19 protein-coding genes and 1 pseudogene are annotated in these 20490 nt (G+C 71.6%); 10 read left to right on the top strand and 10 right to left on the bottom strand.

Translation table 11 applies throughout. The features are described 5' to 3' along the window. Positions 1-137: 137 nt before the first annotated feature. Together ACPT94_RS14655 and ACPT94_RS14650 are read left to right on the top strand one after the other, a co-directional pair. Positions 138-1049, top strand: a complete 912-nt coding sequence (locus ACPT94_RS14655) for an RNA polymerase sigma factor SigF (protein ID WP_360343024.1) — start codon at positions 138-140, stop codon at positions 1047-1049. A gap of 412 nt (positions 1050-1461) precedes the next feature. Then, entirely contained in the window at positions 1462-2223 is a 762-nt protein-coding gene (locus ACPT94_RS14650) for a hypothetical protein (protein WP_425245996.1), read from the top strand. An 11-nt stretch (positions 2224-2234) separates the two neighbouring features. On the opposite strand, the gene ACPT94_RS14645 is transcribed toward ACPT94_RS14650, so the two are convergent. Beyond that, on the bottom strand, positions 2235-2432 hold the full coding sequence (locus ACPT94_RS14645; RefSeq protein ID WP_360343030.1) for a hypothetical protein: 198 nt from the start codon (positions 2430-2432) through the stop codon (positions 2235-2237). Positions 2433-2574: 142 nt separating this feature from the next. Beyond that, the gene (locus tag ACPT94_RS14640) at positions 2575-3213 is read right to left on the bottom strand and encodes a DUF7003 family protein (protein ID WP_360343033.1); all 639 of its coding nucleotides are present in this window, start codon (positions 3211-3213) and stop codon (positions 2575-2577) included. Between the two features lie 171 nt (positions 3214-3384). Here ACPT94_RS14640 and ACPT94_RS14635 point away from each other — a divergent pair, with 171 nt between their 5' ends. From ACPT94_RS14635 to ACPT94_RS14615, 5 genes and pseudogenes are all read left to right on the top strand, one after another. Further along, the gene (locus ACPT94_RS14635) at positions 3385-3906 is read left to right on the top strand and encodes a MarR family winged helix-turn-helix transcriptional regulator (protein WP_360343036.1); all 522 of its coding nucleotides are present in this window, start codon (positions 3385-3387) and stop codon (positions 3904-3906) included. Between the two features lie 94 nt (positions 3907-4000). Next, positions 4001-6490, top strand: a complete 2490-nt coding sequence (locus ACPT94_RS14630; protein ID WP_489686582.1) for an MFS transporter — start codon at positions 4001-4003, stop codon at positions 6488-6490. Positions 6491-6561: 71 nt separating this feature from the next. Beyond that, a complete protein-coding gene (locus tag ACPT94_RS14625; RefSeq protein WP_360343042.1) occupies positions 6562-7383 on the top strand; it encodes a YceI family protein in 822 nt (273 codons plus the stop codon). A gap of 50 nt (positions 7384-7433) precedes the next feature. Next, entirely contained in the window at positions 7434-7904 is a 471-nt protein-coding gene (locus tag ACPT94_RS14620) for a PPOX class F420-dependent oxidoreductase (protein WP_360343045.1), read from the top strand. A gap of 81 nt (positions 7905-7985) precedes the next feature. Beyond that, a pseudogene (locus ACPT94_RS14615) lies at positions 7986-8099 on the top strand (PPOX class F420-dependent oxidoreductase); the annotation flags it as partial. 139 nt (positions 8100-8238) lie between these two features. On the opposite strand, the gene ACPT94_RS14610 reads toward ACPT94_RS14615, so the two are convergent. The 8 genes from ACPT94_RS14610 to ACPT94_RS14575 all read right to left on the bottom strand — a co-directional run bounded on the left by ACPT94_RS14610 (position 8239) and on the right by ACPT94_RS14575 (position 18318). Further along, positions 8239-8997: a TetR/AcrR family transcriptional regulator gene (locus tag ACPT94_RS14610; RefSeq protein ID WP_425245994.1), complete on the bottom strand. Its 759-nt coding sequence runs from the start codon at positions 8995-8997 to the stop codon at positions 8239-8241. Positions 8998-9078: 81 nt separating this feature from the next. Then, complete coding sequence (locus ACPT94_RS14605) at positions 9079-10599, bottom strand: MFS transporter (protein ID WP_425245993.1); 1521 nt, start codon at positions 10597-10599, stop codon at positions 9079-9081. A gap of 189 nt (positions 10600-10788) precedes the next feature. Further along, positions 10789-13032, bottom strand: a complete 2244-nt coding sequence (locus tag ACPT94_RS14600) for an ArnT family glycosyltransferase (protein ID WP_360343054.1) — start codon at positions 13030-13032, stop codon at positions 10789-10791. Next, positions 13029-14528 (bottom strand): bifunctional glycosyltransferase family 2/GtrA family protein, encoded by a 1500-nt coding sequence (locus ACPT94_RS14595; protein WP_360343057.1) that lies wholly within the window; start codon positions 14526-14528, stop codon positions 13029-13031. Before ACPT94_RS14595 ends, ACPT94_RS14600 begins: the two co-directional genes overlap by 4 nt. Before the next feature lie 14 nt (positions 14529-14542). Further along, positions 14543-16141: a sensor histidine kinase gene (locus ACPT94_RS14590; RefSeq protein ID WP_425245992.1), complete on the bottom strand. Its 1599-nt coding sequence runs from the start codon at positions 16139-16141 to the stop codon at positions 14543-14545. Next, positions 16138-16878, bottom strand: coding sequence for a response regulator transcription factor (locus ACPT94_RS14585; protein WP_048582309.1), 741 nt, complete (start codon positions 16876-16878; stop codon positions 16138-16140). Before ACPT94_RS14585 ends, ACPT94_RS14590 begins: the two co-directional genes overlap by 4 nt. A gap of 212 nt (positions 16879-17090) precedes the next feature. Then, on the bottom strand, positions 17091-17978 hold the full coding sequence (locus ACPT94_RS14580; protein ID WP_425245991.1) for a DUF2797 domain-containing protein: 888 nt from the start codon (positions 17976-17978) through the stop codon (positions 17091-17093). Then, positions 17899-18318, bottom strand: a complete 420-nt coding sequence (locus ACPT94_RS14575; protein WP_360343067.1) for an HGxxPAAW family protein — start codon at positions 18316-18318, stop codon at positions 17899-17901. Before ACPT94_RS14575 ends, ACPT94_RS14580 begins: the two co-directional genes overlap by 80 nt. Before the next feature lie 115 nt (positions 18319-18433). On the opposite strand from ACPT94_RS14575, the gene ACPT94_RS14570 reads away from it, so the two are divergent. The 3 genes from ACPT94_RS14570 (at position 18434) to ACPT94_RS14560 (ending at position 20432) form a co-directional block, all read left to right on the top strand. Next, positions 18434-18925, top strand: coding sequence for a MarR family winged helix-turn-helix transcriptional regulator (locus ACPT94_RS14570; protein ID WP_425245990.1), 492 nt, complete (start codon positions 18434-18436; stop codon positions 18923-18925). A gap of 40 nt (positions 18926-18965) precedes the next feature. Next, the gene (locus ACPT94_RS14565) at positions 18966-19496 is read left to right on the top strand and encodes a hypothetical protein (protein ID WP_360343073.1); all 531 of its coding nucleotides are present in this window, start codon (positions 18966-18968) and stop codon (positions 19494-19496) included. A gap of 213 nt (positions 19497-19709) precedes the next feature. Then, on the top strand, positions 19710-20432 hold the full coding sequence (locus ACPT94_RS14560; protein WP_425245989.1) for a DinB family protein: 723 nt from the start codon (positions 19710-19712) through the stop codon (positions 20430-20432). The last annotated feature ends 58 nt before the right edge of the window (positions 20433-20490 follow it).

Below are 20490 nucleotides of genomic sequence, written 5' to 3'. Positions count from 1 at the left end.
CTACAGCGTGTTGCCGACATGTGACATTCTGCGGGAAGCGCGTTTGCCGGAGCTTCGGCGCCGGTATTCAGGTGAAGGCTGACCTTCCTCTCCGGGAAGCGTCCGCCGCGACCGTCCCGCGACCCAAAGGGGGTGGCATGTCCGCAGACCAGGGCAGCTCGAAGGTGCTCACGCTCACAAAGAGCGAGTCCGCGCCCGTCGAGCCCGTCACGCCCGTCGAGCCCGACGTGCTCGACGACGTCACGGCCCTCGAGGCCGCGCCGCCCCCGGCTCTCCCGGCCACGGGGGCCATCGACACCCGCACCCTGTCCCGCTCCCTGTTCCTGCGGCTGGCCGCCCTCGACGAGAACAGCCCCGAGCGCGCCTACGTCCGTGACACGCTCATCGAGCTCAACCTCCCGCTCGTGCGCTACGCCGCGGCCCGCTTCCGCTCGCGCAACGAGCCGATGGAGGACATCGTCCAGGTCGGCACCATCGGCCTGATCAAGGCGATCGACCGCTTCGACTGCGAACGCGGCGTGGAGTTCCCGACGTTCGCGATGCCGACGGTCGTGGGCGAGATCAAGCGCTTCTTCCGCGACACCTCGTGGTCGGTGCGGGTGCCGCGCCGGCTCCAGGAGCTGCGTCTGGCCCTGACGAAGGCCAGCGACGAGCTCTCCCAGAAGCTGGACCGCTCCCCGACGGTCGCCGAACTGGCCGCGGTCCTGGGCGTGTCCGAGGAGGACGTCGTCGACGGCCTCGCGGTCGGCAACGCCTACACGGCCTCCTCGCTCGACTCCCCGGCCCCCGAGGACGACGGCGGCGAGGGCTCCCTGGCCGACCGCCTCGGCTACGAGGACACGGCGCTGGAGGGCGTGGAGTACCGCGAGTCCCTGAAGCCCCTCCTGGCCAAGCTCCCGCCGCGCGAGCGCCGCATCATCATGCTGCGCTTCTTCGCCAACATGACCCAGTCGCAGATCGGCGAGGAGGTCGGCATCTCCCAGATGCACGTCTCCCGACTGCTGACCCGCACCCTGGCCCAGCTCCGCGAGGGCCTGATCTCCGACTAGGGCCTGTCCGGCGGATGAGGTCGCAGGAAAGTGACGGCGCCTCATCAGGCCGGGTGAGCGGTGGTGATGGGGAGGGTGGGTGCCCCCGCGCGAGGTTGTCCGAGCGCGGGGGAACGTCCAGCCGCAAGGGCTGATACCCCCGGCATCGACGCGATCGGGGGCCCGCGCAAGGGGGCCCTCCCGCTCGAGCGAAGCCGAGCGGGAGGGGGAAGCGAGCGTCGGGGAGTGGGCGACCGACGCCCGGGACCCAGAGGGCGGTCTGCCCCCGCATCTGCGGCACGATCCACTGGACAGGCACCAGGCCCGCCCTGCGGCCCGGGTCCGGAGGGCCGGGGATCCGGAGGGGCGGGAATCCGGAGGGGCGGGGCTCCAGGAGCTTCCTTCCTGACGGGTCGTCAGTCACACTGGCGCGATGCGTCGACCGACATGGACACATGGCCGCCGGGGCGCCTTGACGGGCGCGTCGGCGGCCGTCGTCGTGTGCACGGGAGTCGTGCTGGCGGCGTGCGGCGGCGGCCGTGACGAGGGCTACGTGGCGGTCGGGGCGGCTCCGGGAGCGTCCGGCGCCGCTGTGTCGCCGACCGGCGAGGTGAGACTGGTGCCGCTGGAGGGGGATGCCCCTGGCTCCCGTACGAGCGGGAGGGGCGGGACGCCGACCTCCGGGAGCGGGTCCGGCGGGGCGCCGAGGGCGTCGGATGCGTCGTCGGCGGCCGCTCCGTCGTCGGCACCGGAGGTGACCGGCCCCGGCCTCACCGACGGCGGCCCCGCGCCCGAACACGCCACGTCCCGGCCGACGCCGTCGGGTTCATCGGCCCCGACCCCGGCACCGACCCCCTCGCCGACGGTTCCGCCGGCCGAACCCTCCGGCCCGGCCGTTCTGAACGTGGGTGACCCCGTACGGGCGGCCACGGATCGGCGCTGGTGCGAGCAGGTCTCGCTCGCGCTGCACAACTCGGGGGGAACGGCGGTCCGCTCGGGCACGGTGACCTTCGGAACGCACGTCGTCGACGCCCTCGGCATCGACTGGGCGACGGTCGAGTCGACGGAGGAACTCCCGGCCCCGATCGCCCCCGGTGCACGCACGCAAGGGACCTGGACGGTCTGCGTGGACGCCTGGCGCGTGCCCCTGGGGATGCGGGTGGAGACGCGGGACGTGTCGGTGCGGTGGGAGTGAGGGACGGTGCCTTACTTCAGCGCGAGCCAGGCGACCGCGGCCACGATCGCCACCGCCGCGACGATCCCGACGATCAGGCCGATACGGGGACCGGCCGGCGCGGCGGCCTGACGGGACGCCTGCGGGGCGCCCTCGTCGACGAACGCGCGGAACATCTGGGTGCTGCCGGCGGGGTCGTGGTTGCCCTGGGGGCCCTGGGTGTTAGCCATGCCCCGAGACCCTAGCGAAAACGGCGGGGGCGGCCCAAGTGGGGGTCGTCTCGGAACTGCACCGGACCTGCACCGGACCGTACTGAACCGCACCGGACCGCACCGGACCGCACCGCACCGGACCGCACCGGACCGCACAGGGCTACAGCGTCCCCGCGTCCGGCCAGTGGGACCAGTGGGTGTTCGGGGGGAGCCCAGGGCAGTAGCGGGCCGGGTCGCCGGTGACCAGGACCTCGGCGAGCTGCTGGAAGGTCTCGTGGTCGCTGGGTCGGGTGTCCCAGAGGTCGTCGGGCTGGTTCCACTCGTCGAGCCGCAGCAGCGGCGGCAGGTCGGCGGGGAGTCCGGCCCGCAGTTCGGTCTCGTCGGCCAGGAGCAGGTCCCTGTGGTGAGGGACCAGGAGGCGGAAGACGTCCTCCAGCGGAGTACCCGCGTCGGCGGTCACCCGCAACGGCGTCCCCCGGACGACCAGCGGCACCTCACCGCCGTACTCCTCGCCGCCCTCCGCCTCGACCTCCGCCATGTTCTCCACCCGGTCCAGGAACTCGCCGAAGCCGGGCTCGCCCCGGGTGAGGCAGTTGCCGTAGCGGTGCAGGACGTCGGTGAGGTTGCCGGCGCGGGGGCTGTAGCCCAGTAGTTCGACGACCAGGGCCCAGCGGGTGGCGTCGGCGAAGAGATGGAGGCGGGCGTCGACCGGGTAGAAGTAGCCGTTCTGGAGGTCGGGGAACTCCGCCGACTCCGCGCAGCGGTCGAACTGCCCGAGGATCGAGGACGTCGTCATCATGGCGGCACCCTAGGGCGCCCCGCTGACAGGCTCGTCGCCAGCCCCACCTGCGCGTTTACTCTCGCAATACTTGCCTTTGCCAACTTTTTGCGCCCCTCACGGCCTATTTATTTGCCTGCAGCAACCAAGCGCTTTTATGGTTGCCCTAAGCAACAAAGCAGGGGAGGTGTGATGGCCGGGCAGGCGCTGTACGAGCAGTACGAGGAGTTGGCGCGTCAGCTCAGTGCTGTCGGGGCCGTGAAGCGGGACCTGGGCCGGATTCTGCCGGCCGACTGCTCGCCGGGGTCGGCGGCGGTGCTGACGCTGCTCGACCGGCACGGTGACCTCCGCATGAGCGCGCTCGCCGAGCTGCTCGCCGTGGACATGTCGGTGACCAGCCGGCATGCCGCGCACCTCGCCGAGCGCGGCTGGATCGAGCGCTCCCCCGACCCGGCGGACAAGCGCTCCCGCATCCTGCGCCTCACGCCCGAGGGCGAGGCGATGCTCCTCGACCTGTCCCGCCGCAGCGCGGACCTCCTGGCGGAGCGCCTGAGCGACTGGACCGACGCGGAGGTGGGCCAGCTGATCCGGCTGATGACCCGGCTGCGCGCCAGCTTCGGCGACTGCCGCTCGGCCCCGCACCGGCCTCCGCCCACGCCCCCACCCGTTCCCGTAAGTGAACCGACCACCCGTACACCCGCACAAGCTACGTAAGAGAAGGAAGCCCATGGCAACGACCACACCAGCCGGTGTGCGGGCTCACGCTAAGCACGGCGGAGGGTCCGCCCGCGCCGACGGCAACGCTCCGATGACCCACCGGCAGATCATGGAGGCCCTGTCCGGGCTGCTGCTCGGGATGTTCGTGGCGATCCTGTCGTCCACGATCGTCTCGAACGCCCTCCCGGAGATCATCGGCGACCTCGGCGGCGGCCAGTCCGCCTACACCTGGGTCGTCACGGCCACGCTGCTGGCGATGACGGCGGCGACTCCCCTGTGGGGCAAGCTCGCCGACCTCTACGACAAGAAGGCGCTCGTCCAGATCGCCCTGGTCGTCTATGTGCTGGGCTCGATGGCCGCCGGTCTGTCGCAGAACGCGGGCATGCTGATCGCCTGCCGCGTGGTCCAGGGCATCGGCGTCGGCGGTCTGTCCGCCCTCGCGCAGATCGTGATGGCCGCGATGATCTCCCCGCGTGAGCGCGGACGTTACTCCGGCTACCTCGGCGCGACGTTCGCGGTCGCGACCGTCGGCGGTCCGCTGCTCGGCGGTGTCATCACCGACACCAGCTGGCTCGGCTGGCGCTGGTGCTTCTACGTGGGCGTGCCCTTCGCCGTCATCGCGCTGATCGTGCTGCAGAAGACCCTGCACCTGCCGGTCGTGAAGCGGGACGTGAAGGTCGACTGGGCGGGCGCGTTCTTCATCTCGGCGGCGGTCTCGCTGCTGCTGGTCTGGGTCACCTTCGCCGGCGACAAGTACGACTGGCTGTCGTGGCAGACGTACACGATGATCGCCGGGTCGTTCGTGCTCGCGCTGATCTTCGTGCTCGTCGAGTCGAAGGCCAAGGAGCCGATCATCCCGCTGCGGCTGTTCCGCAACCGCACCATCACCCTGTCGTCGATCGCCTCGATGTTCGTGGGCGTCGCGATGTTCTCCGGGACGGTCTTCTTCGCCCAGTACTTCCAGCTGGCCCGGGACGAGTCCCCGACCATGTCCGGCATCCTGACGATCCCGATGATCGGCGGTCTGTTCGTCTCCTCCACCGTCTCCGGGCAGTTCATCACCCGCACCGGAAAGTGGAAGGCCTGGCTGGTCAGCGGTGGCGTGCTCATCACGGCGGGCCTCGGACTGCTCGGCACCATCCGCTACGACACGGACTACTGGAAGACCGCGGTCTTCATGGCGCTGCTGGGCCTCGGCATCGGCATGATGATGCAGAACCTGGTGCTGTCCACGCAGAACCAGGTCGACCCGAAGGACCTCGGCTCGGCCAGTTCCACGGTCACCTTCTTCCGCTCCCTCGGTGGCGCGATGGGCGTCTCGGCGCTGGGTGCCGTCATGGCCAACCGGATCACCGACTACGCCAAGGACGGCATAGCCGACCTCGGCCCCAAGTACGCCTCGCTGGCGTCCGGCTCCAGCTCCACCGGCGAGATCCCGGACATGGACAAGCTGCCCGCGCCGCTGCGCACGGTCATGGAGAGCGCGTACGGGCACGGCATCGCCGACGTCTTCCTGATCGCCTCCGGCCTGGCCCTGCTCGCCTTCCTGATCACGCTGTTCATCAAGGAGGTCCCGCTGCGGACGAAGGGCGCGCTGGCCCAGGCGGAGACGGCGTCCACCGCGGAGGAGAACCCGGAGCAGGCCCCGGCAGCGACGGCGGCCGAGGCTCCGGCCGCCGCCGGGACGCGCGAGGAGAAGGTCCCGAGCTGGGCCCTCGCCGCCTCGACCGCCGACTCCACCACCGAGGCCGGCCCCGAGGGCACGCAGCGGCTCGCGGCCGTCGCCACGGTGGCCACGCCCTCCGGTGAGAGCGGCAACGGCGGCATCCCGGTCCGCGGCTTCGTCCGCGGCGCCGAGAGCGCGCCCGTCCCGCAGGCCGCCGTCACCCTGATCTCCCTCGCGGGCCGCCAGCTCGGCCGGTCGGTCGCCCAGGCCGACGGCTCCTACGCGCTGGACGCGCCGGGCACGGGTTCGTACGTCCTGATCGCCTCCGCGGACGGGTTCCAGCCGCAGGCGTCCACGGTCGTCGTGGGCGGCGAGCCGGTCGCGTACGACATCCTGCTCAGCGGGACCAGCGGGCTCGCCGGTGTCGTGCGGGCGGCGGAGTCGGCGGAGCCGGTCAAGGACGCGATGGTGATCGTGACCGATGTGCGCGGTGATCTGCTGGCCACCGGGACCACCGGTGAGCAGGGCGAGTTCTCCTTCACGGAGCTGGTGCCGGGTGCCGTGACCGTCGCGGTGAACACCGCCGGGTTCCGGCCGCGGGCGCTGCCCGTCGAGATCGGCGTGACCGGGGTGACCCGTACGGAGGTCGTCCTCGACGCGGGGGCGCAGGTCCAGGGCGTCGTCCGGGCGCCGTACGGGCCGCTGGCCGACGCGCGGGTGACGCTGGTGGACGCGGCGGGCAACGTCGTCGGCACGGCCACGACCGGCGCGGACGGGGCGTACGCCTTCACCGATCTCGACGGCGGCGAGTACACGGTCATCGCGACCGGCTACCCGCCGGTGGCCACCGCGCTGACCGTCGGCGGCACCGGCGTCGACGGCCACGACATCGAGCTCGCCCACCCCGGCGAGTAGGACGACACGGCACCGGCCCGTGGCGGGGTCCCCTCGCCACGGGCCGGTGCCCTTCCGAGGAGTTGCCTGAGATGGGACTGACCGCCAGGATCCGCACCCGTGACGGATGGGCCGTGTCGCACGCGGTCGTCACGGTCACCGACATGACGGGCACGCAGGTGCTGCGCGCCGAGGCCGACGAGGAGGGCGTCGTCCGGGACGCGACGGCGCTGGCGCCGGGGGCGTACACGGTCATCGTCACCGCCGTCGGATACGCGCCCGTCGCCTCCAGCGCGCTCGTCACCGCGAGCCGCCGCGCGGAGGTCGGCACGGTGACGCTGGCCCGGCAGGGCGGCACCGAACTGCCCCCGCCCGGCCCGTGGACCGTCGACCCGGCGCACTCCACGGTCGGCGCGGTCGCCCAGCACCTGGGCATCTCCAGCGTGCGCGGCCGGTTCACCGAGTTCTCGGCGAGCGTCGAGATCGCCCCGGACGACGTCACCAAGTCCCGCGTGGAGGCGGTGATCCGGGCCGCCTCCATCGACACCGGCAACGGCATGCGCGACACCCACCTGCGCTCCGCGGACTTCCTGGACGTCGAGACGTATCCCGAGATCACCTACCGCTCGACCGGGCTGACGGCCGCCGGCCCGGACCGCTGGACGGTCCACGGCGACCTGAGCCTGCGCGGTGTCGTCCGCCCCGTCGACCTGGACCTCGCCTACCTCGGCACCGGCGCCGACCCGTGGGGCGGCACCCGCGCCGCCTTCCGCGCGACGGCGGACCTCCACCGCGAGGACTTCGCCATGAACTACAACCAGGTCGTCCAGGCGGGCATCGCCGCCATCGGTACGACGCTGAAGGTGGAGCTGGACGTCCAGGCGGTGCAGGGGGAGTCGCTGCCCCAGGCGTAGGACCGGCAGGGTCAGCCCCGAAGGCCCCTGCTGCGCCTACGCTGAACCCCATGGCACCGAACATCGCGACCAACACCTCCGTCACCCTCGACGAGCTGCTGGACTTCGTACGCCCCCGCCACCGCGCGATCCTCCTCACCCGGCGCGCCGACGGCAGCCCCCAGGGTTCACCGCTGACCTGCGGCGTCGACGACTCGGGCCGGATCGTCGTCTCCACGTACCCCGATCGCGCCAAGACGCGCAACGCCAAGCGGGACGAGCGGGTCAGTGTCATCGTCCTGAGCGACGAGTGGAACGGCCCCTGGGTCCAGATCGACGGCACCGCCGAGGTCATCGACGCCCCCGACTCCGTCGAACCGCTGGTCGAGTACTACCGCAACATCGCGGGCGAGCATCCGGACTGGGACGAGTACCGGGCGGCGATGCTCAAGCAGGGCAAGTCGATCATCCGGGTCACACCGCAGAGGTGGGGCCCGGTCGCCACCGGGGGCTTCCCGGCCAGGCTCGCCCCGCAGGACTGACCCCGGCCCACCCCCACCGACGGACGGAGTCCGGCGCAGCGTCCCGAAGCCTGCGAAGCAGTGCGAGGGGCGCCAAAGAAAGAGGCCCGGGCGGCGATGCTCAAGCAGGGCAAGTCGATCATCCGGGTCACACCGCAGAGGTGGGGCCCGGTCGCCACCGGGGGCTTCCCCGCGCGGGTGGCTCCGCCGGAGTAGGCGCGCCTGTTCAGGCGCGGGTGAGGGATGTCCGGCGACTGCGGGTTCGTCGTGGCTGGTCGCGCAGTTCCCCGCGCCCCCCGGTACGTTGCCCTCGGCCTCGTCGCTGCGGTGCCCCCGGCCTCGTCGGCAGGGGCCCTCAGCCCCGTTCCACCATCGCCTCGATGCCCGCCACCAGCAGGTCCAGGGCGTAGGTGAAGTCGCGGTCCAGCATCTCGGCGACCGTGTCTCCGCCACGGGCCGCCATGATGTCCTTGGACTCCTCGACGACCTCGGCGGCCTGCGGGGCCTCGGTCACCGTGGTCATGGCGTGCTGGAAGTACTCGTCCGGGGTCATGCCCGTGTCCGCGGCCCGGCCGAAGAAGTGGCCCTCGATCGTGCCGTAGCCGTACACGAACTGGAAGACCGCCGAGATGGCGCTCGTGATGCGGTGCGCGGGCAGCCCGGTGCGGCGGATGACCTGCTGGACGGTGCGGGAGAAGGCCAGCGAGTTCGGGCCGATGTTGAGAAACCGCCCTGCCAGCGGCGACAGCCAGCGGTGGCGCACCAGCAGCGAGCGGTACGCCGTGGCCAGTGCGCGCAGCTGCTCGCGCCAGTCCTCGCCCTCGGCCTGCGGATCGGGCAGCTCCAGCCCGCCGTAGACCGCGTCGAGGGCGAGTTCGAGCAGTTCGTCCTTGGTGTCGACGTACCAGTAGACGGACATCGCCGTCACGTTCAGCTCGGCCGCCAGCCGCCGCATGGAGAACTTGTCCAGCCCCTCGGCGTCGAGCAGCCGCACGGTGACCTCGGTGATCCGCTCCCGGTCGAGCCCGGAAGGCTGCCCGCCGCCCCGCCCGCGGCGCGTCTTGCCCTCCAGCCAGACGCTGGTCCGCGTGGCCTCCTTGGCAGCCTTCACCATGGCGCACCTTCCGAGATTCCGGTCCCTTACAAGGATGCTAAGCGGCAGCTCGCCCGTTCAGGGGCGCGGGACTGCTCCTCCTCAGGCGGGCAGAACCCTCGGGTCCTCCTTCTCGGCCCTGCGCAGCAGCCCCGCCGCCACCACTCCGCCCAGCAGCACAGCCGCCGCCCCCACCAGTTGGCTGGTCTCCAACCCGGAGGAGAACGCCTCCGTGACACTCCTCTTCTCGCTCTCGGAGTCGGCGGACGCGAGCGCCGCCGGCAGGGAACTCGCCGCCACCGGGACCAGCGCCGCGAACCGGGAGTTGAGCACGGCGCCGAGCACCGCGACCCCCAGCCCGGTGCCGAACTCCGCCAACGTGCCGTTGATCCCGGCGCCGACTCCCGCCCGCTCCCGGGGAATCGCGCTCATGATGGCGTGCGCCATGGCGGGGCTGGCGACCGCGGCGCCCACCCCAATCAGCACCAGGCCCAGCAGCATCCCGGTGTAGCCGCCGGAGCCGAGCGTCGCGATCGACACCAGGCCGCCCGACATCACCGCCATGCCGATCAGGATGGCCACCGGCGTGCCCAGCTTCGTCGTCCACTTCGCCGCCACGCCGGAGAAGTTCAGCGCCACGATGACCAGGGCCAGGGGAGCCGTCCGCAGGCCGGCTTCCAGGGGGCCGTAGCCGAGGACGAACTGCATGTGCTGGGTGAGCAGGAACAGCGAGCCGCCCATGCCGAAGGTGATCAGCACGGCACCGGCCACCGCGCCGGTGAACCGACGGTTTCGGAAGAAGCGCATGTCGAGCATGGGGTACGGGATCCGGCTCTCCCAGTAGGCGAACAGGGCCAGGACGACGAGCGCGACGGCCCCCGTGACCAGCACCCGGCTCGACGTCCAGCCGTGTTCGGGGCCGGAGATGATCGCGTACACCAAGGAGGCCATGCCGATCGTGGAGAGCAGGGCGCCGAGCAGGTCGGGGCGGTCGCCCTGGGGGTTCTTCGACTCCGGGACCAGCGCGACGACCGCGATCAGGCCCAGCGCCGCGACCGGCAGGTTGATCAGGAAGATCGCGCCCCACCAGAAGTGGTTCAGCATGAATCCGCCGATCAGCGGACCGGTCGCGAAGCCGAGGGAGTTGACGGCGGCCCAGATGCCGATCGCCTTCGGCTGCTCCTCGGACGTGAAGATCTGCATCGCCACGGCCAGGGTGGTGGTCATCAGCAGCGCACCGCCGACGCCCATGCCGGCCCGCGCGGCGATCAACTGGCCGGTGGACTCCGCCAGTCCGGCGGCCAGCGAGCCCACACCGAACAGGGCCAGGCCCGTGGCCAGCATCTTCTTACGGCCGTAGCGGTCGGCGGCGCTGCCCGCGGTGAGCAGCAGGCCGGACTGGACCAGCGAGTAGGCGTTGATCATCCACTGGACGTCGGAGGTGGCCGCGTCCATCTCGCGGGTCAGCGAGGGGATCGCCACGTTGAGCACGGTGTTGTCGAGCAGCACCGTGAGCTGCGCGAGGCAGATCACGCCGAGGATCAGCCAGCGCTGGGGGTGGCCTTCGTGAGGCTCGTGGGGTGGGCGGGCCGAGGGAGTGGAGGAGGTCGAGGGAGCGGACATGCTGTACACCGTAGAACAGCTCCCATACGGCGTACAACAGCTATTCCGGCCGTACGGAGGCGGCCGCACCGAGGCGGCCACACCGGGGAGAGCGGCCACACCGGAAAGCGGCCGTACGTGAAAAGGCGGTGGCCCGGGGCTGGACACCCCGGGCCACCGCCCTTCCTCAGCGAACCGTCGTCCTACGTCTCAGCCGCTCGCCTTCTGCGTGAGGTCGTAGAAGGTGGCCGAACCGACCGTGACCTGCTTGAAGTTGGCTTCGACCCACGCGGTGATCTGCGCGGACGTGCCGTTGCCGCTGCCGCCCATGCCGCCGCCGGAGCCGCCGCTGACGAAGTAGTGGATCTTTCCGTCGGCCACGTACTGCTTGAACTGGGCCAGCGTCGGGGACGGGTCGGTGCCGTTGAAGCCGCCGATCGCCATCACCGGCTCGCCGGTGGCCAGTTGGTAGCTCGCCGCGTTCTGGGCGCCGATGGCCGCCGCGACCCAGGTGTACTGGTCCGAGTCGGTCTCCAGGAGCTTCTTGGCCTCGGAGGTGACGCTGGCGCCGTTGAGCAGGCCACCCATGCCACCGCCGCCCATACGGCCGCCGTCGCCGTTGGTCTGGCCGCCCGGGGCGCCGTTGCCCTGCTGGTTCTGGCCCTGGCCCTGTGTGCCGCCGTTGCCGTTCTGCTGGTTCTGCTGCCCCTGCTGACCGGGCATTCCGCCCCCGAAGCCGCCGTTGCCGCCGCCGGGGAAGCCGTTGCCTTGCCGGCCGTTCTGCTGGCCCTGCTGGTTCTGGCCCCCGCCGGGGAAGCCGCCACGGCCGCCGCCGGGACCGCCGCCGCCCGGGCCACCGCGACCGCCCGCGACCGCCGGGCCGGCGGTGACGATCGAACCGGTGTGGCCCTCGTTCAGCGTGGTGAGGGTGTACGCCGTCGGGCCGGCCAGCGCCGCGGCCAGGCCCAGCCCGGCCACACCGAGGGCCAGCTGACGGCCCAGCCTGGCCACGAAGACCAGACCGAGTGCGGCGGCGAGACCGCCGACCAGGACGAACCACTTCAGCCACGGCAGGTAGTCGGAGGAGCGGTTGAGGAGGACGTACCCCCAGACCGCGGTGGCCGTCGTCGCGCCCGCCAGGGTGAGCGACGCCCACGCCTTGGTCCGCAGCTCCCACAGCGTGGCCGCGCCCATGCCGATCAGCGGCGCGATGTAGGGGGCGAGGGCCACGGTGTAGTACTCGTGGAAGATGCCCTGCATGTAGCTGAAGACCACCATGGTGATCAGCAGCGCGCCGCCCCACACCAGGAAGGATCCGCGGGTGACCGAGGTCCGCCGGGACATGGGGGTCTCCCCGCTCGAGCGAAGTCGAGAGTGGGGGAGGGTGGCCACCAGGCCCGCGACGAGCAGGATCAGCGCGGCCGGGATCAGCCAGGCGATCTGGCCGCCGATGTTCGAGCTGAACAGACGGTCCCAGCCGGTCTCGCCCCAGGTGCCGCCGCCGTTTCCGCCGCCACCGCCGACGCTGCCGGTCTCCTCGCCGTTGATACGGCCGAGACCGTTGTAGCCGAAGGTCAGCTCCAGGAAGGAGTTGTTCTGCGAGCCGCCGATGTACGGGCGGGAGGAGGCGGGCCACAGCTCGACGATCGCGACCCACCAGCCGCCGGAGACGACCAGCGCGACCGTCGCCAGGGCCAGTTGCCCGAGGCGCCTGCGCACCGGCACCGGAGCGCAGACCGCGTACACGATCGCCAGCGGCGGCAGGATCAGGAAGGCCTGCAGGGTCTTGGCGAGGAACGCGAAGCCGATCGCGACCGCGGCCCACACCAGCCACTTCGTACGGCCGTCCTCCAGGGCGCGGATCACGAAGTAGCAGGCCACCGTCATCAGCAGCGCCAGCATCGCGTCCGGGTTGTTGAACCGGAACATCAGCGCGGCCACGGGGGTGAGCGCGAGCACCGCGCCCGCGATCAGACCGGCCGCGGGACTGAAGCGGCGGCGTACGGCCGCGTGGACGACGGCGACCGTACCGACGGCCATCAGCACCTCGGGGACGAGGATCGCCCACGAGCTCAGGCCGAAGATCCGCACCGACAGCGCCATCGGCCACAGCGAGGCCGGCGGCTTGTCGACGGTGATGGCGTTGGCCGCGTCCAGCGAGCCGAAGAAGAAGGCCTTCCAGGACTCGCTGCCGGCCTGGACCGCCGCCGAGTAGAAGGAGTTGGCGTAGCCGGAGGCGCTGAGGTCGTAGAGGTAGAGGAGGAAGGTGGCGAGGAGCAGGCCGAGGAAGGCCGGGCGTGCCCAGCGGGGGTCCTCGGGGCGGCCGCGCCACAGTCTGCGCGCGTAGGGCTGCTTCGGCTCACCCGACCCGGGGGCCGGGACGCCCGGTTCCCGCACGGGCGTGACCGTCTCCGGCGGGCCCCAGGTGGCCGTCCGGTCGAGATGGGTGGTCATCGGGCGTCCCCCGGGTCGGTGTCGTGGGGGCGCACCGGCTGCAGCCGCATCGTGGCGTCCCCCCAGGTGCCGTCCGCGGCTTCGCCGGCGCGGAACTGGGTGGTGTCGTAGGCCGTGGTGTCGTAGCTCGTCGTGTCGTGCGCGGTGGTGGGGTGCTGCGGGTGGACGATCCGCCGCCGCGGCAGCGGGGCGCCCGTGCCGTACGTCGCCGAGGACGGGTGGGGGGAGGCGGCCGGCGTCGGCTGCTCCTCGTCCCCCCGCCGGTCCGGGAACACCCATGCGCGGAAGAGCAGGAAGCGCAGGACCGTCGCCGCGAGGTTGGCGGCGATGAGGACGGCCAGCTCGGTGTAGTGCCCGGGGGCGGACGTCGCCGCGTTCAGGGCGACGAGCGAGCCGCTGGTCAGCGCGAGGCCGATGCCGAAGACGACCAGGCCCTGCGCCTGATGGCGGACGGCGCCGCTGCTGCCGCGCACCCCGAAGGTGAGCCGGCGGTTGGCGGCCGTGTTGGCGATCGCCGAGACCAGCAGGGCGAGCGCGTTGGCCACCTGGGAGCCGGAGAACTGCCGGAAGCCGCTGTAGAGCAGCAGGTAGAAGAGGGTCGACAGACCGCCGACGACACAGAAGCCGACGAGCTGACGGGCCAGTCCCTTGGGTACGTCCATGATCTCGCGGTCGCGGGGGTCGTCGCCGAACGGCCTGGTCAGCCGGTCCAGCGGAAGCGAACCGGTGGCCAGCGCCTTCCCTACGCGCCACACCCCCTTCAGGTCGTCGGTCGCCGTCTTCACGATGTGCACCGTGGAGTTCGGGTCATCGACCCAGTCGACCGGAACCTCGTGGATACGGAGACCGGCACGTTCGGCGAGCACCAGCATCTCAGTGTCGAAGAACCAGCCCGTGTCTTCCACCAGCGGGAGCAGAACTTGTGCGACGTCACGGCGGATCGCCTTGAAGCCGCACTGGGCGTCCGAGAAGCGGGCCTGGAGCGAGCCGCGCAGGATCAGGTTGTACGAGCGGGAGATGAACTCCCGCTTGGCGCCGCGCACCACCCGGGAGCTACGGGCCAGGCGGGAGCCGATCGCCAGGTCGGAGTGGCCGGAGATCAGCGGTGCCACCAGCGGCAGCAGCGCGTTGAGGTCGGTGGACAGGTCCACGTCCATGTACGCGAGGATCGGGGCGTCCGAGGCGGACCAGACGGTCCGCAGCGCACGGCCGCGGCCCTTCTGCTCCAGCCGGAAGGACCTCACCTCGGAGATCCGCGTCTGAAGCAGCCGGGCCACGTCGGGCGTGGTGTCCGTCGACGCGTTGTCCGCGATCGTGATGCGGAACGGGTACGGGAACGTCCGCTTGAGGTGGTCGTGCAGTCTCAGGACGCACGGCTGGAGGTCCTTCTCCTCGTTGTAGACGGGGATCACTACGTCCAGGACAGGCGTACCGGCTGTGGCGGCCGGGAGGTGCTCCCGCGCCGGCAGGGTGCCGGGAGAAGAGTCGGTTCGCATGTCAACGACTTTGGTCAGGCGCCCTGTTGCACCCATGTGCTGGCCCTGTGCTGGTCCTGTGAGTCCAGTTGCCAGTTGGTTTCGGGCGCGGGGTGGGGCACGGCGGGGCCGAGCGCGGGCAGGTGCACGGTGAAGACGGTCTGCCCGGGCACGCTGTCGACGGTCACGGCACCGCCGTGCGCGGTCGCCACGGCCTGCACGATGGCGAGGCCCAGGCCGGTCGACCCGGTGGAGCGGGAGCGCGCGGAGTCACCGCGGGCGAACCGTTCGAAGACATGCGGGAGCAGGTCGGGCGGAATGCCCTGGCCGTTGTCCTGGACGTCCACGCACAGCCATGGGCCGCGCCGCTGCACGCGGGCGGTGACGGTCGTGCCGGGCGGGGTGTGCGTACGGGCGTTGGCCAGCAGGTTCACCAGGACCTGCTGCAGCCGTGCCGCGTCCGCCGACACGAGCGCGGGCTCGTCGGGCAGCTCGAGCCGCCAGACGTGGTCCCGCCCGGCCGCGCGGGCATCGCTGATCGTGTCCACGACCAGCGGCACGAGGTCGGTCTGCTCGAACTGCAACGGCCGGCCCGCGTCGAGCCGGGCGAGCAGGAGCAGGTCCTCCACGAGGAGCGTCATACGGCCGGCCTCGGACTCGATACGGCCCAGCGCGTGCCGGGTGTCGGGCCCGACCTGCTCCCGGCCGCGCCGGGTCAGCTCGGCGTACCCGCGGATGGACGCGAGGGGAGTTCTGAGCTCGTGACTGGCGTCGGCGACGAACTGCCGTACCCGCGTCTCGCTCTGCTGCCGGGCGTGCAGGGCCCCGTGGACGTGGTCGAGCATCCGGTTCAGGGCGGCGCCGACCTGCCCGACCTCGGTGTGCGGGTCGGTCTCGGACTCCGGGACCCGCTCGCTGAGGTTGACCTCGCCGGTGTGCAGGGGGAGTTCGGAGACCCGGGTGGCGGTGGCGGCCACCTTGCGGAGGGGTCGGGTGGCCACGCCGATGAGGACGGAGCCCGCGATGGCGGCGGCGACCAGTCCGGCACCGGTGACGCTCACCTCGACAAGAATGAGGGTGCTGATGGTGGTGTTGACCGACTCGGTGGGCAGGGCGACGTAGTAGGCGCCTCCGTCCTGTCCGGGGACGTACTGCACGCGGTACTCGCCGAGGCCGGGGATGTCGACGGTGTGCATGCCCCTGGTCGGCACCTCGGCGAGGGCGGCCTTCTGCTCGTCGGTGAGGCTGACGGCCGAGTTCCGCTGGAACGGGCCCTTCTCGTTGGGGGCCTCCTCGGCGATGACCGCCCGGGTGACCGTGCCGTCGGCTCCGACCTCGGCGGCGATGGTCTTGGGCTGCGCCGGGCCCTGGACGAAGCCTGTGATCCTGTCCGTCGACGCCGAGTCGTTGCCGCCTCCGGGTTTCATGGGTCCCGACAGGCGCTTGCCGGCGTCGTTGACCTTCTCGTTCAACTGCTCGTACAGATGCGACCGCAGCGCCAGCGTCGTCACCGTACCGATCACCGCGCACACGACGGCGATCAGCACCACGCACGCGACGACGAGCCGCGTCCGCAGGGTGCGCGGCTGTCCCCCTCGTCGCTTCTGCGGACGCGGCCGTCGTCGTCCGCTCATGAGGCCGCGGGCTTGATGAGGTAGCCGGCGCCGCGCCGGGTGTGGATCATCGGCTCCCGACCGGCGTCGATCTTGCGGCGCAGATACGAGATGTAGAGCTCGACCACATTGGCCTGCCCGCCGAAGTCGTACGACCACACGCGGTCGAGTATCTGGGCCTTGCTGAGCACGCGCCGCGGGTTGCGCATCAGGAAGCGCAGCAGCTCGAACTCGGTGGCGGTGAGGTGGATGTTCTCCCCGGCGCGCGAGACCTCGTGACTGTCCTCGTCGAGCGTGAGGTCCCCGACGACGAGCACGGAGTCGGAGCGGCGGTCGGCGGCGCCGGACCGCCGGATGAGCCCACGCAGCCGGGCGACGACCTCTTCCAGGCTGAACGGCTTGGTGACGTAGTCGTCCCCGCCGGCGGTCAGGCCCGCGATCCGGTCCTCCACCGCGTCCTTGGCGGTCAGGAACAGCACCGGAACGTCCGGCAGGTCCCGCCGCAGCCGCCCGAGGACGGTCAGCCCGTCCATGTCCGGCAGCATCATGTCCAGGACGACGGCGTCGGGCCGGAACTCCCGCGCGGTCTGGACGGCACCCGTGCCGTCTCCCGCGCTGCGGATCTGCCAGCCCTCGTAACGGAGGGCCATGGACAGCAGTTCGGTGATCGACAGCTCGTCGTCCACCACAAGCACTCGGACGGGGCTCCCGTCCGGCCTCAGCAGTTCGGTGCGCCCCTGGGGCGAGGTCGTGGTCATGGAAGACACCCTGTCGGTGCCCTCTGAGAGCACCCTTTCGGCTGTCTGTGATTTTCCTGAGAAACGCACAGGAACCTCCAAGACAAGGCCCGGGAAGTGGGGGAAGTGCCTGGGTATGCACTGTTTCCAGGCCCGGGACGATCAGCCCGAGGTACTGCTTCTCCCATGCGGAACCTTTGGGAACGCTGTCACCGGACCGGCCCGCGCCGCCGTCAGAACAGCCCCTCCTGGGAGCGCCGCGTTTTCCTGAAATCCCGTACGGGCAGGCGGACTTCCCCACCGCCTCCGGCGGCCGCCACCGGCAGCAGCTCCCACCCTCGCATCAACCGCGTGTCGAGCACGACGACCTTCTGCTCTTCCACGGCCAGATGCAGATCGGGCCCGGCGGCCGCCACCAACTCCCCGCTGAGCGCGCCACCCGAGACGAGTTCGCTCACCTCCCCCACGGCGGCGGGCGCCCCGGCCAGCCCGAACACCCCCACGTGATCGACCGGTCGGAAGGGCTCACGGGTCAGCGACTCCGGCCAGCCGGCCAGTTCCACGGCGAGGGCGTGCAGTTCCCTTATCTCACCCGTCCGTTCCTCCTCCGCGTCCGGCAACTCCGCCCGCACCGCCCGCTTCTCGGCGTACGAGATCCGGTCGGGCACGCGCAGAGCGGCCCGCAGGAGCTCCTCGGTGCGCCGAGCGGCCATCAACGGCCCGGCCCCGAGCCAGCTGAAGCAGACGGCCCCCTGCTCCAGCAGCCGGGCCGACCCCCGCTCGACCGCCGTGATCCCGACCTTGACCAGGCCCGGCCCGAACCACGCCAGATAGACGCGGTACGGCCGCGGATCGTCGGCGATCCCGTCGGCGGCGACGGAGTGCGCCCGGTCCAGCCGCGCACACTCCTCGCACCGAGCGCCCGTACTCCTCGCCGGCACGACCGCCCGCACCGGACACGGATACCCCCGAGCACCCACGCACCCCCGCACTCCCCCTTCCGCGACCCCGAAGGCCACCCGCTTCCCCCACAACAGCGGGCTACGACGCCCCCCGTCCCACATCAGCACGGGCCCCCGCTCCGACCACCGCAGCCCCGCGCACTTCCACGCCTGTGCCATCACCCACCACGCTAGACCCCGCCACTGACAACGCCCCCTCGCTGCGCCGCCCCCGCCCCGCGAGCCGGCACCCCAGGCACCCCGGATGCCCGCCCCGCGCATGCACGTCCCGCACCCGCATGCTCCACTCCGCCCGCGGCCGCACCCCGGGCGGCTTGCCCCACCCGGCCAGGTGCAACGCCCAGGTGACCAGCGCGCTCACGCCCACGATCACCAGCCCCACCGCCACGAGAGCCCCGGAGCCGGCGCACACGCCCACCCCCGCCACGGAGCCCCCGACGGTCACGATGGCGACGCCGGTCCAGCCGGCGATCGTGTGCCCTTCGTCGTACAGCGACATGAAACCCTCACGATCTAAGAGGTTGAGGACCTTAACCTCTTACAAGGTAAGAGAAAGGGAAAGCGGATAACAAGGGACCCAGCAAGAACGAAACGGAGAGGGAGCAGCCCCCGCGATGACAGCCCAGCCACCCCGTCCCGCCGCCACCCCCGCCCAAGCGCTCTCGGCGATGGACAACCTCATCGCGGCCCACCTGGTCGGCCAGCAGGAGATGGCCCAGCGCCTGGGCCTGAACGTCACCGACCTCACCTGCTTCGCCTACGTCCTCCAGGCCGGCGAGAACCTCCTCACCGCGGGCGACCTCGCCACCCGCGTCCACGTCACGACGGGCGCGGTGACCGGCATCCTCAACCGTCTGGAACGCGCCGGCTACGTCACCCGCCGCCCCGACCCCCAGGACCGCCGCCGAGTCCGCGTGGCCGCGCAGCCCGACGCCGTGGCCCGCGCGTACGCCCTGTACGAGCCGTACTACGCCCGCCTCCACACCCTCTTCGCCGACTACTCCCCCGACGAGATCGCCGTCCTCACGGACTGGTTCACGCGCGCGACGGCGCTGGCGAACGCCTACCGCGAGGAACTCCGCGGCCAGGACGAGGCGAGCGATTAATGCCGAGCGCCACGCGCCCCCCGTTGGCAGGATGCCGCCCATGGGGAACACACGTGCGTGGCCCGTCCTGCACACCACGGACCTGAACGAGGCCTGGAACCTCGCGACCGCCCTGCTGAAGGTGGCCACCTGGTACGACGCCGAGGGCTGCCACCTGCACGCCTGGGCCAACACCGACGACGAACTGCGTCGCCTGACGCAGACTCACCCCGCGGCGTCGGTCCAGCCGTACGGCCGGGACGGAGCCACTCTCCCGGCGAGCCTGCACCTGGCCGCCGACGCCTCGGAGCGGTCCCGCGAGAACCTCCGGGCCTGGGCGGACATCACGAGCTGCTACATCCTCTGGCACGACATGAAGTGGCCGGCCGTGCCCGAACTCGGCCTGGAGTACGAGGAGTACAAGTACGCCGAGCTGGAGATCGCGTGCCACAGCCACGACATCCACTGCGAGGAGTGGACGCCCGACCACACGGTCTTCATCCACGCCCGCCCCGGAGAGGACGCGCGGGCGGCGTGGCTGGCGGCGCGGGTGGGTGCGGAGGTCGTCGGTCCGCCGGAGTTCGGCTGGTAGCGGCCGAAGTCGGGCAGCCGAGGCCGTTGCCCTGACGTCGACGGTTCCCCCTCGAAACCTCAGCTGCCGCCGCGCCCACCGCACGGCGCGTCAGCCGACGTCGGCGTGGCCCGCTCCGTGGGCGGGGAAATCCGTCGCGCCCCCATGAGGCCGGCCGTTAGCCTCGGTCCGCAGCGCAGCGTGGCGCGAGACGCGACCGTGAAGGGGGCCGGCATGGAGCCGGAGGGCATGCGGACCGACCGTTTGGGCTTACTGCTCGACCAGTTCGACAAGGCCAGGGAGATGGCCCAGGTGCGGCTGACGGGGCTCAGCGACGAGGAGTACCTCTGGGAGCCGGCGCCCGGCTGCTGGTCGATCCGGCCCCGGGGCGAGGCGACGACGCCCCGGGCGTTCGGACCGGGCGAGTGGGTGCTCGACTTGGGCGCCCCGGACATCCCGGCCAGCGAGTACGCCGAGGTCGCCCGGCAGGCCGCCGACGGCATGACCGTGGAGAAGATCGCCGAGGACTGGAGCGTGAGCGTCGAGCGGGTCGAGCAGGTCCTCGCCCACACCGGCGAGCCGGAGCCCGACGAGACGCCGATCACGACCATCGCGTGGCGGCTGGGACACCTGCACTACGAGTTCGCGGGCGAATGGGAGTGGACCTTCGGCGAACGGCGGCAGGACCCGAAGCTGATGGCCGACTTCACCCCCTCCGCCGCGCTGGCACTCGAGCGGTTCTGGGCGGTGATCGACCGCTGGCGCGACAGCGTCGCCACCGTCACCGAGGAGCAGCTCGACACGGTCGGCTTCTCGCAGTACCCGTACGGCTCCGCCCCTGACGACCCGTTCGTCTCGGTGCTGTGGGGGTCCAACCTCGAGTTCATCCACCACATGGCCGAGATCGCTTTGCTCCGTGACCTGTGGCAGGCCCGCCTCACCGCTTCCGGGTCATAGAGGCTTCTTTCTCGGCACGGGCGCAGGGCCGGCCCGGTGGTTCTGTTCTGGAAAGGCA

The organism is Streptomyces aurantiaciflavus, assembly GCF_049808595.1.
Classification (GTDB): Bacteria; Actinomycetota; Actinomycetes; order Streptomycetales; family Streptomycetaceae; genus Streptomyces.
The sequence above is the reverse complement of the archived record's forward strand: the minus strand, read 5'-3'. Positions and strand labels throughout refer to the sequence as shown.

Excerpts from the sequence above, each read along its gene's own strand:
- ACPT94_RS14655 (WP_360343024.1), top strand. The coding sequence starts at position 138 with ATGTCCGCAGACCAGGGCAGCTCGAAGGTGCTCACGCTCACAAAGAGC.
- ACPT94_RS14650 (WP_425245996.1), top strand. The coding sequence starts at position 1,462 with ATGCGTCGACCGACATGGACACATGGCCGCCGGGGCGCCTTGACGGGC.
- ACPT94_RS14645 (WP_360343030.1), bottom strand. The coding sequence starts at position 2,432 with ATGGCTAACACCCAGGGCCCCCAGGGCAACCACGACCCCGCCGGCAGC.
- ACPT94_RS14640 (WP_360343033.1), bottom strand. The coding sequence starts at position 3,213 with ATGATGACGACGTCCTCGATCCTCGGGCAGTTCGACCGCTGCGCGGAG.
- ACPT94_RS14635 (WP_360343036.1), top strand. The coding sequence starts at position 3,385 with ATGGCCGGGCAGGCGCTGTACGAGCAGTACGAGGAGTTGGCGCGTCAG.
- ACPT94_RS14630 (WP_489686582.1), top strand. The coding sequence starts at position 4,001 with ATGACCCACCGGCAGATCATGGAGGCCCTGTCCGGGCTGCTGCTCGGG.
- ACPT94_RS14625 (WP_360343042.1), top strand. The coding sequence starts at position 6,562 with ATGGGACTGACCGCCAGGATCCGCACCCGTGACGGATGGGCCGTGTCG.
- ACPT94_RS14620 (WP_360343045.1), top strand. The coding sequence starts at position 7,434 with ATGGCACCGAACATCGCGACCAACACCTCCGTCACCCTCGACGAGCTG.
- ACPT94_RS14610 (WP_425245994.1), bottom strand. The coding sequence starts at position 8,997 with ATGGTGAAGGCTGCCAAGGAGGCCACGCGGACCAGCGTCTGGCTGGAG.
- ACPT94_RS14605 (WP_425245993.1), bottom strand. The coding sequence starts at position 10,599 with ATGTCCGCTCCCTCGACCTCCTCCACTCCCTCGGCCCGCCCACCCCAC.
- ACPT94_RS14600 (WP_360343054.1), bottom strand. The coding sequence starts at position 13,032 with ATGACCACCCATCTCGACCGGACGGCCACCTGGGGCCCGCCGGAGACG.
- ACPT94_RS14595 (WP_360343057.1), bottom strand. The coding sequence starts at position 14,528 with ATGCGAACCGACTCTTCTCCCGGCACCCTGCCGGCGCGGGAGCACCTC.
- ACPT94_RS14590 (WP_425245992.1), bottom strand. The coding sequence starts at position 16,141 with ATGAGCGGACGACGACGGCCGCGTCCGCAGAAGCGACGAGGGGGACAG.
- ACPT94_RS14585 (WP_048582309.1), bottom strand. The coding sequence starts at position 16,878 with ATGACCACGACCTCGCCCCAGGGGCGCACCGAACTGCTGAGGCCGGAC.
- ACPT94_RS14580 (WP_425245991.1), bottom strand. The coding sequence starts at position 17,978 with ATGGCACAGGCGTGGAAGTGCGCGGGGCTGCGGTGGTCGGAGCGGGGG.
- ACPT94_RS14575 (WP_360343067.1), bottom strand. The coding sequence starts at position 18,318 with ATGTCGCTGTACGACGAAGGGCACACGATCGCCGGCTGGACCGGCGTC.
- ACPT94_RS14570 (WP_425245990.1), top strand. The coding sequence starts at position 18,434 with ATGACAGCCCAGCCACCCCGTCCCGCCGCCACCCCCGCCCAAGCGCTC.
- ACPT94_RS14565 (WP_360343073.1), top strand. The coding sequence starts at position 18,966 with ATGGGGAACACACGTGCGTGGCCCGTCCTGCACACCACGGACCTGAAC.
- ACPT94_RS14560 (WP_425245989.1), top strand. The coding sequence starts at position 19,710 with ATGGAGCCGGAGGGCATGCGGACCGACCGTTTGGGCTTACTGCTCGAC.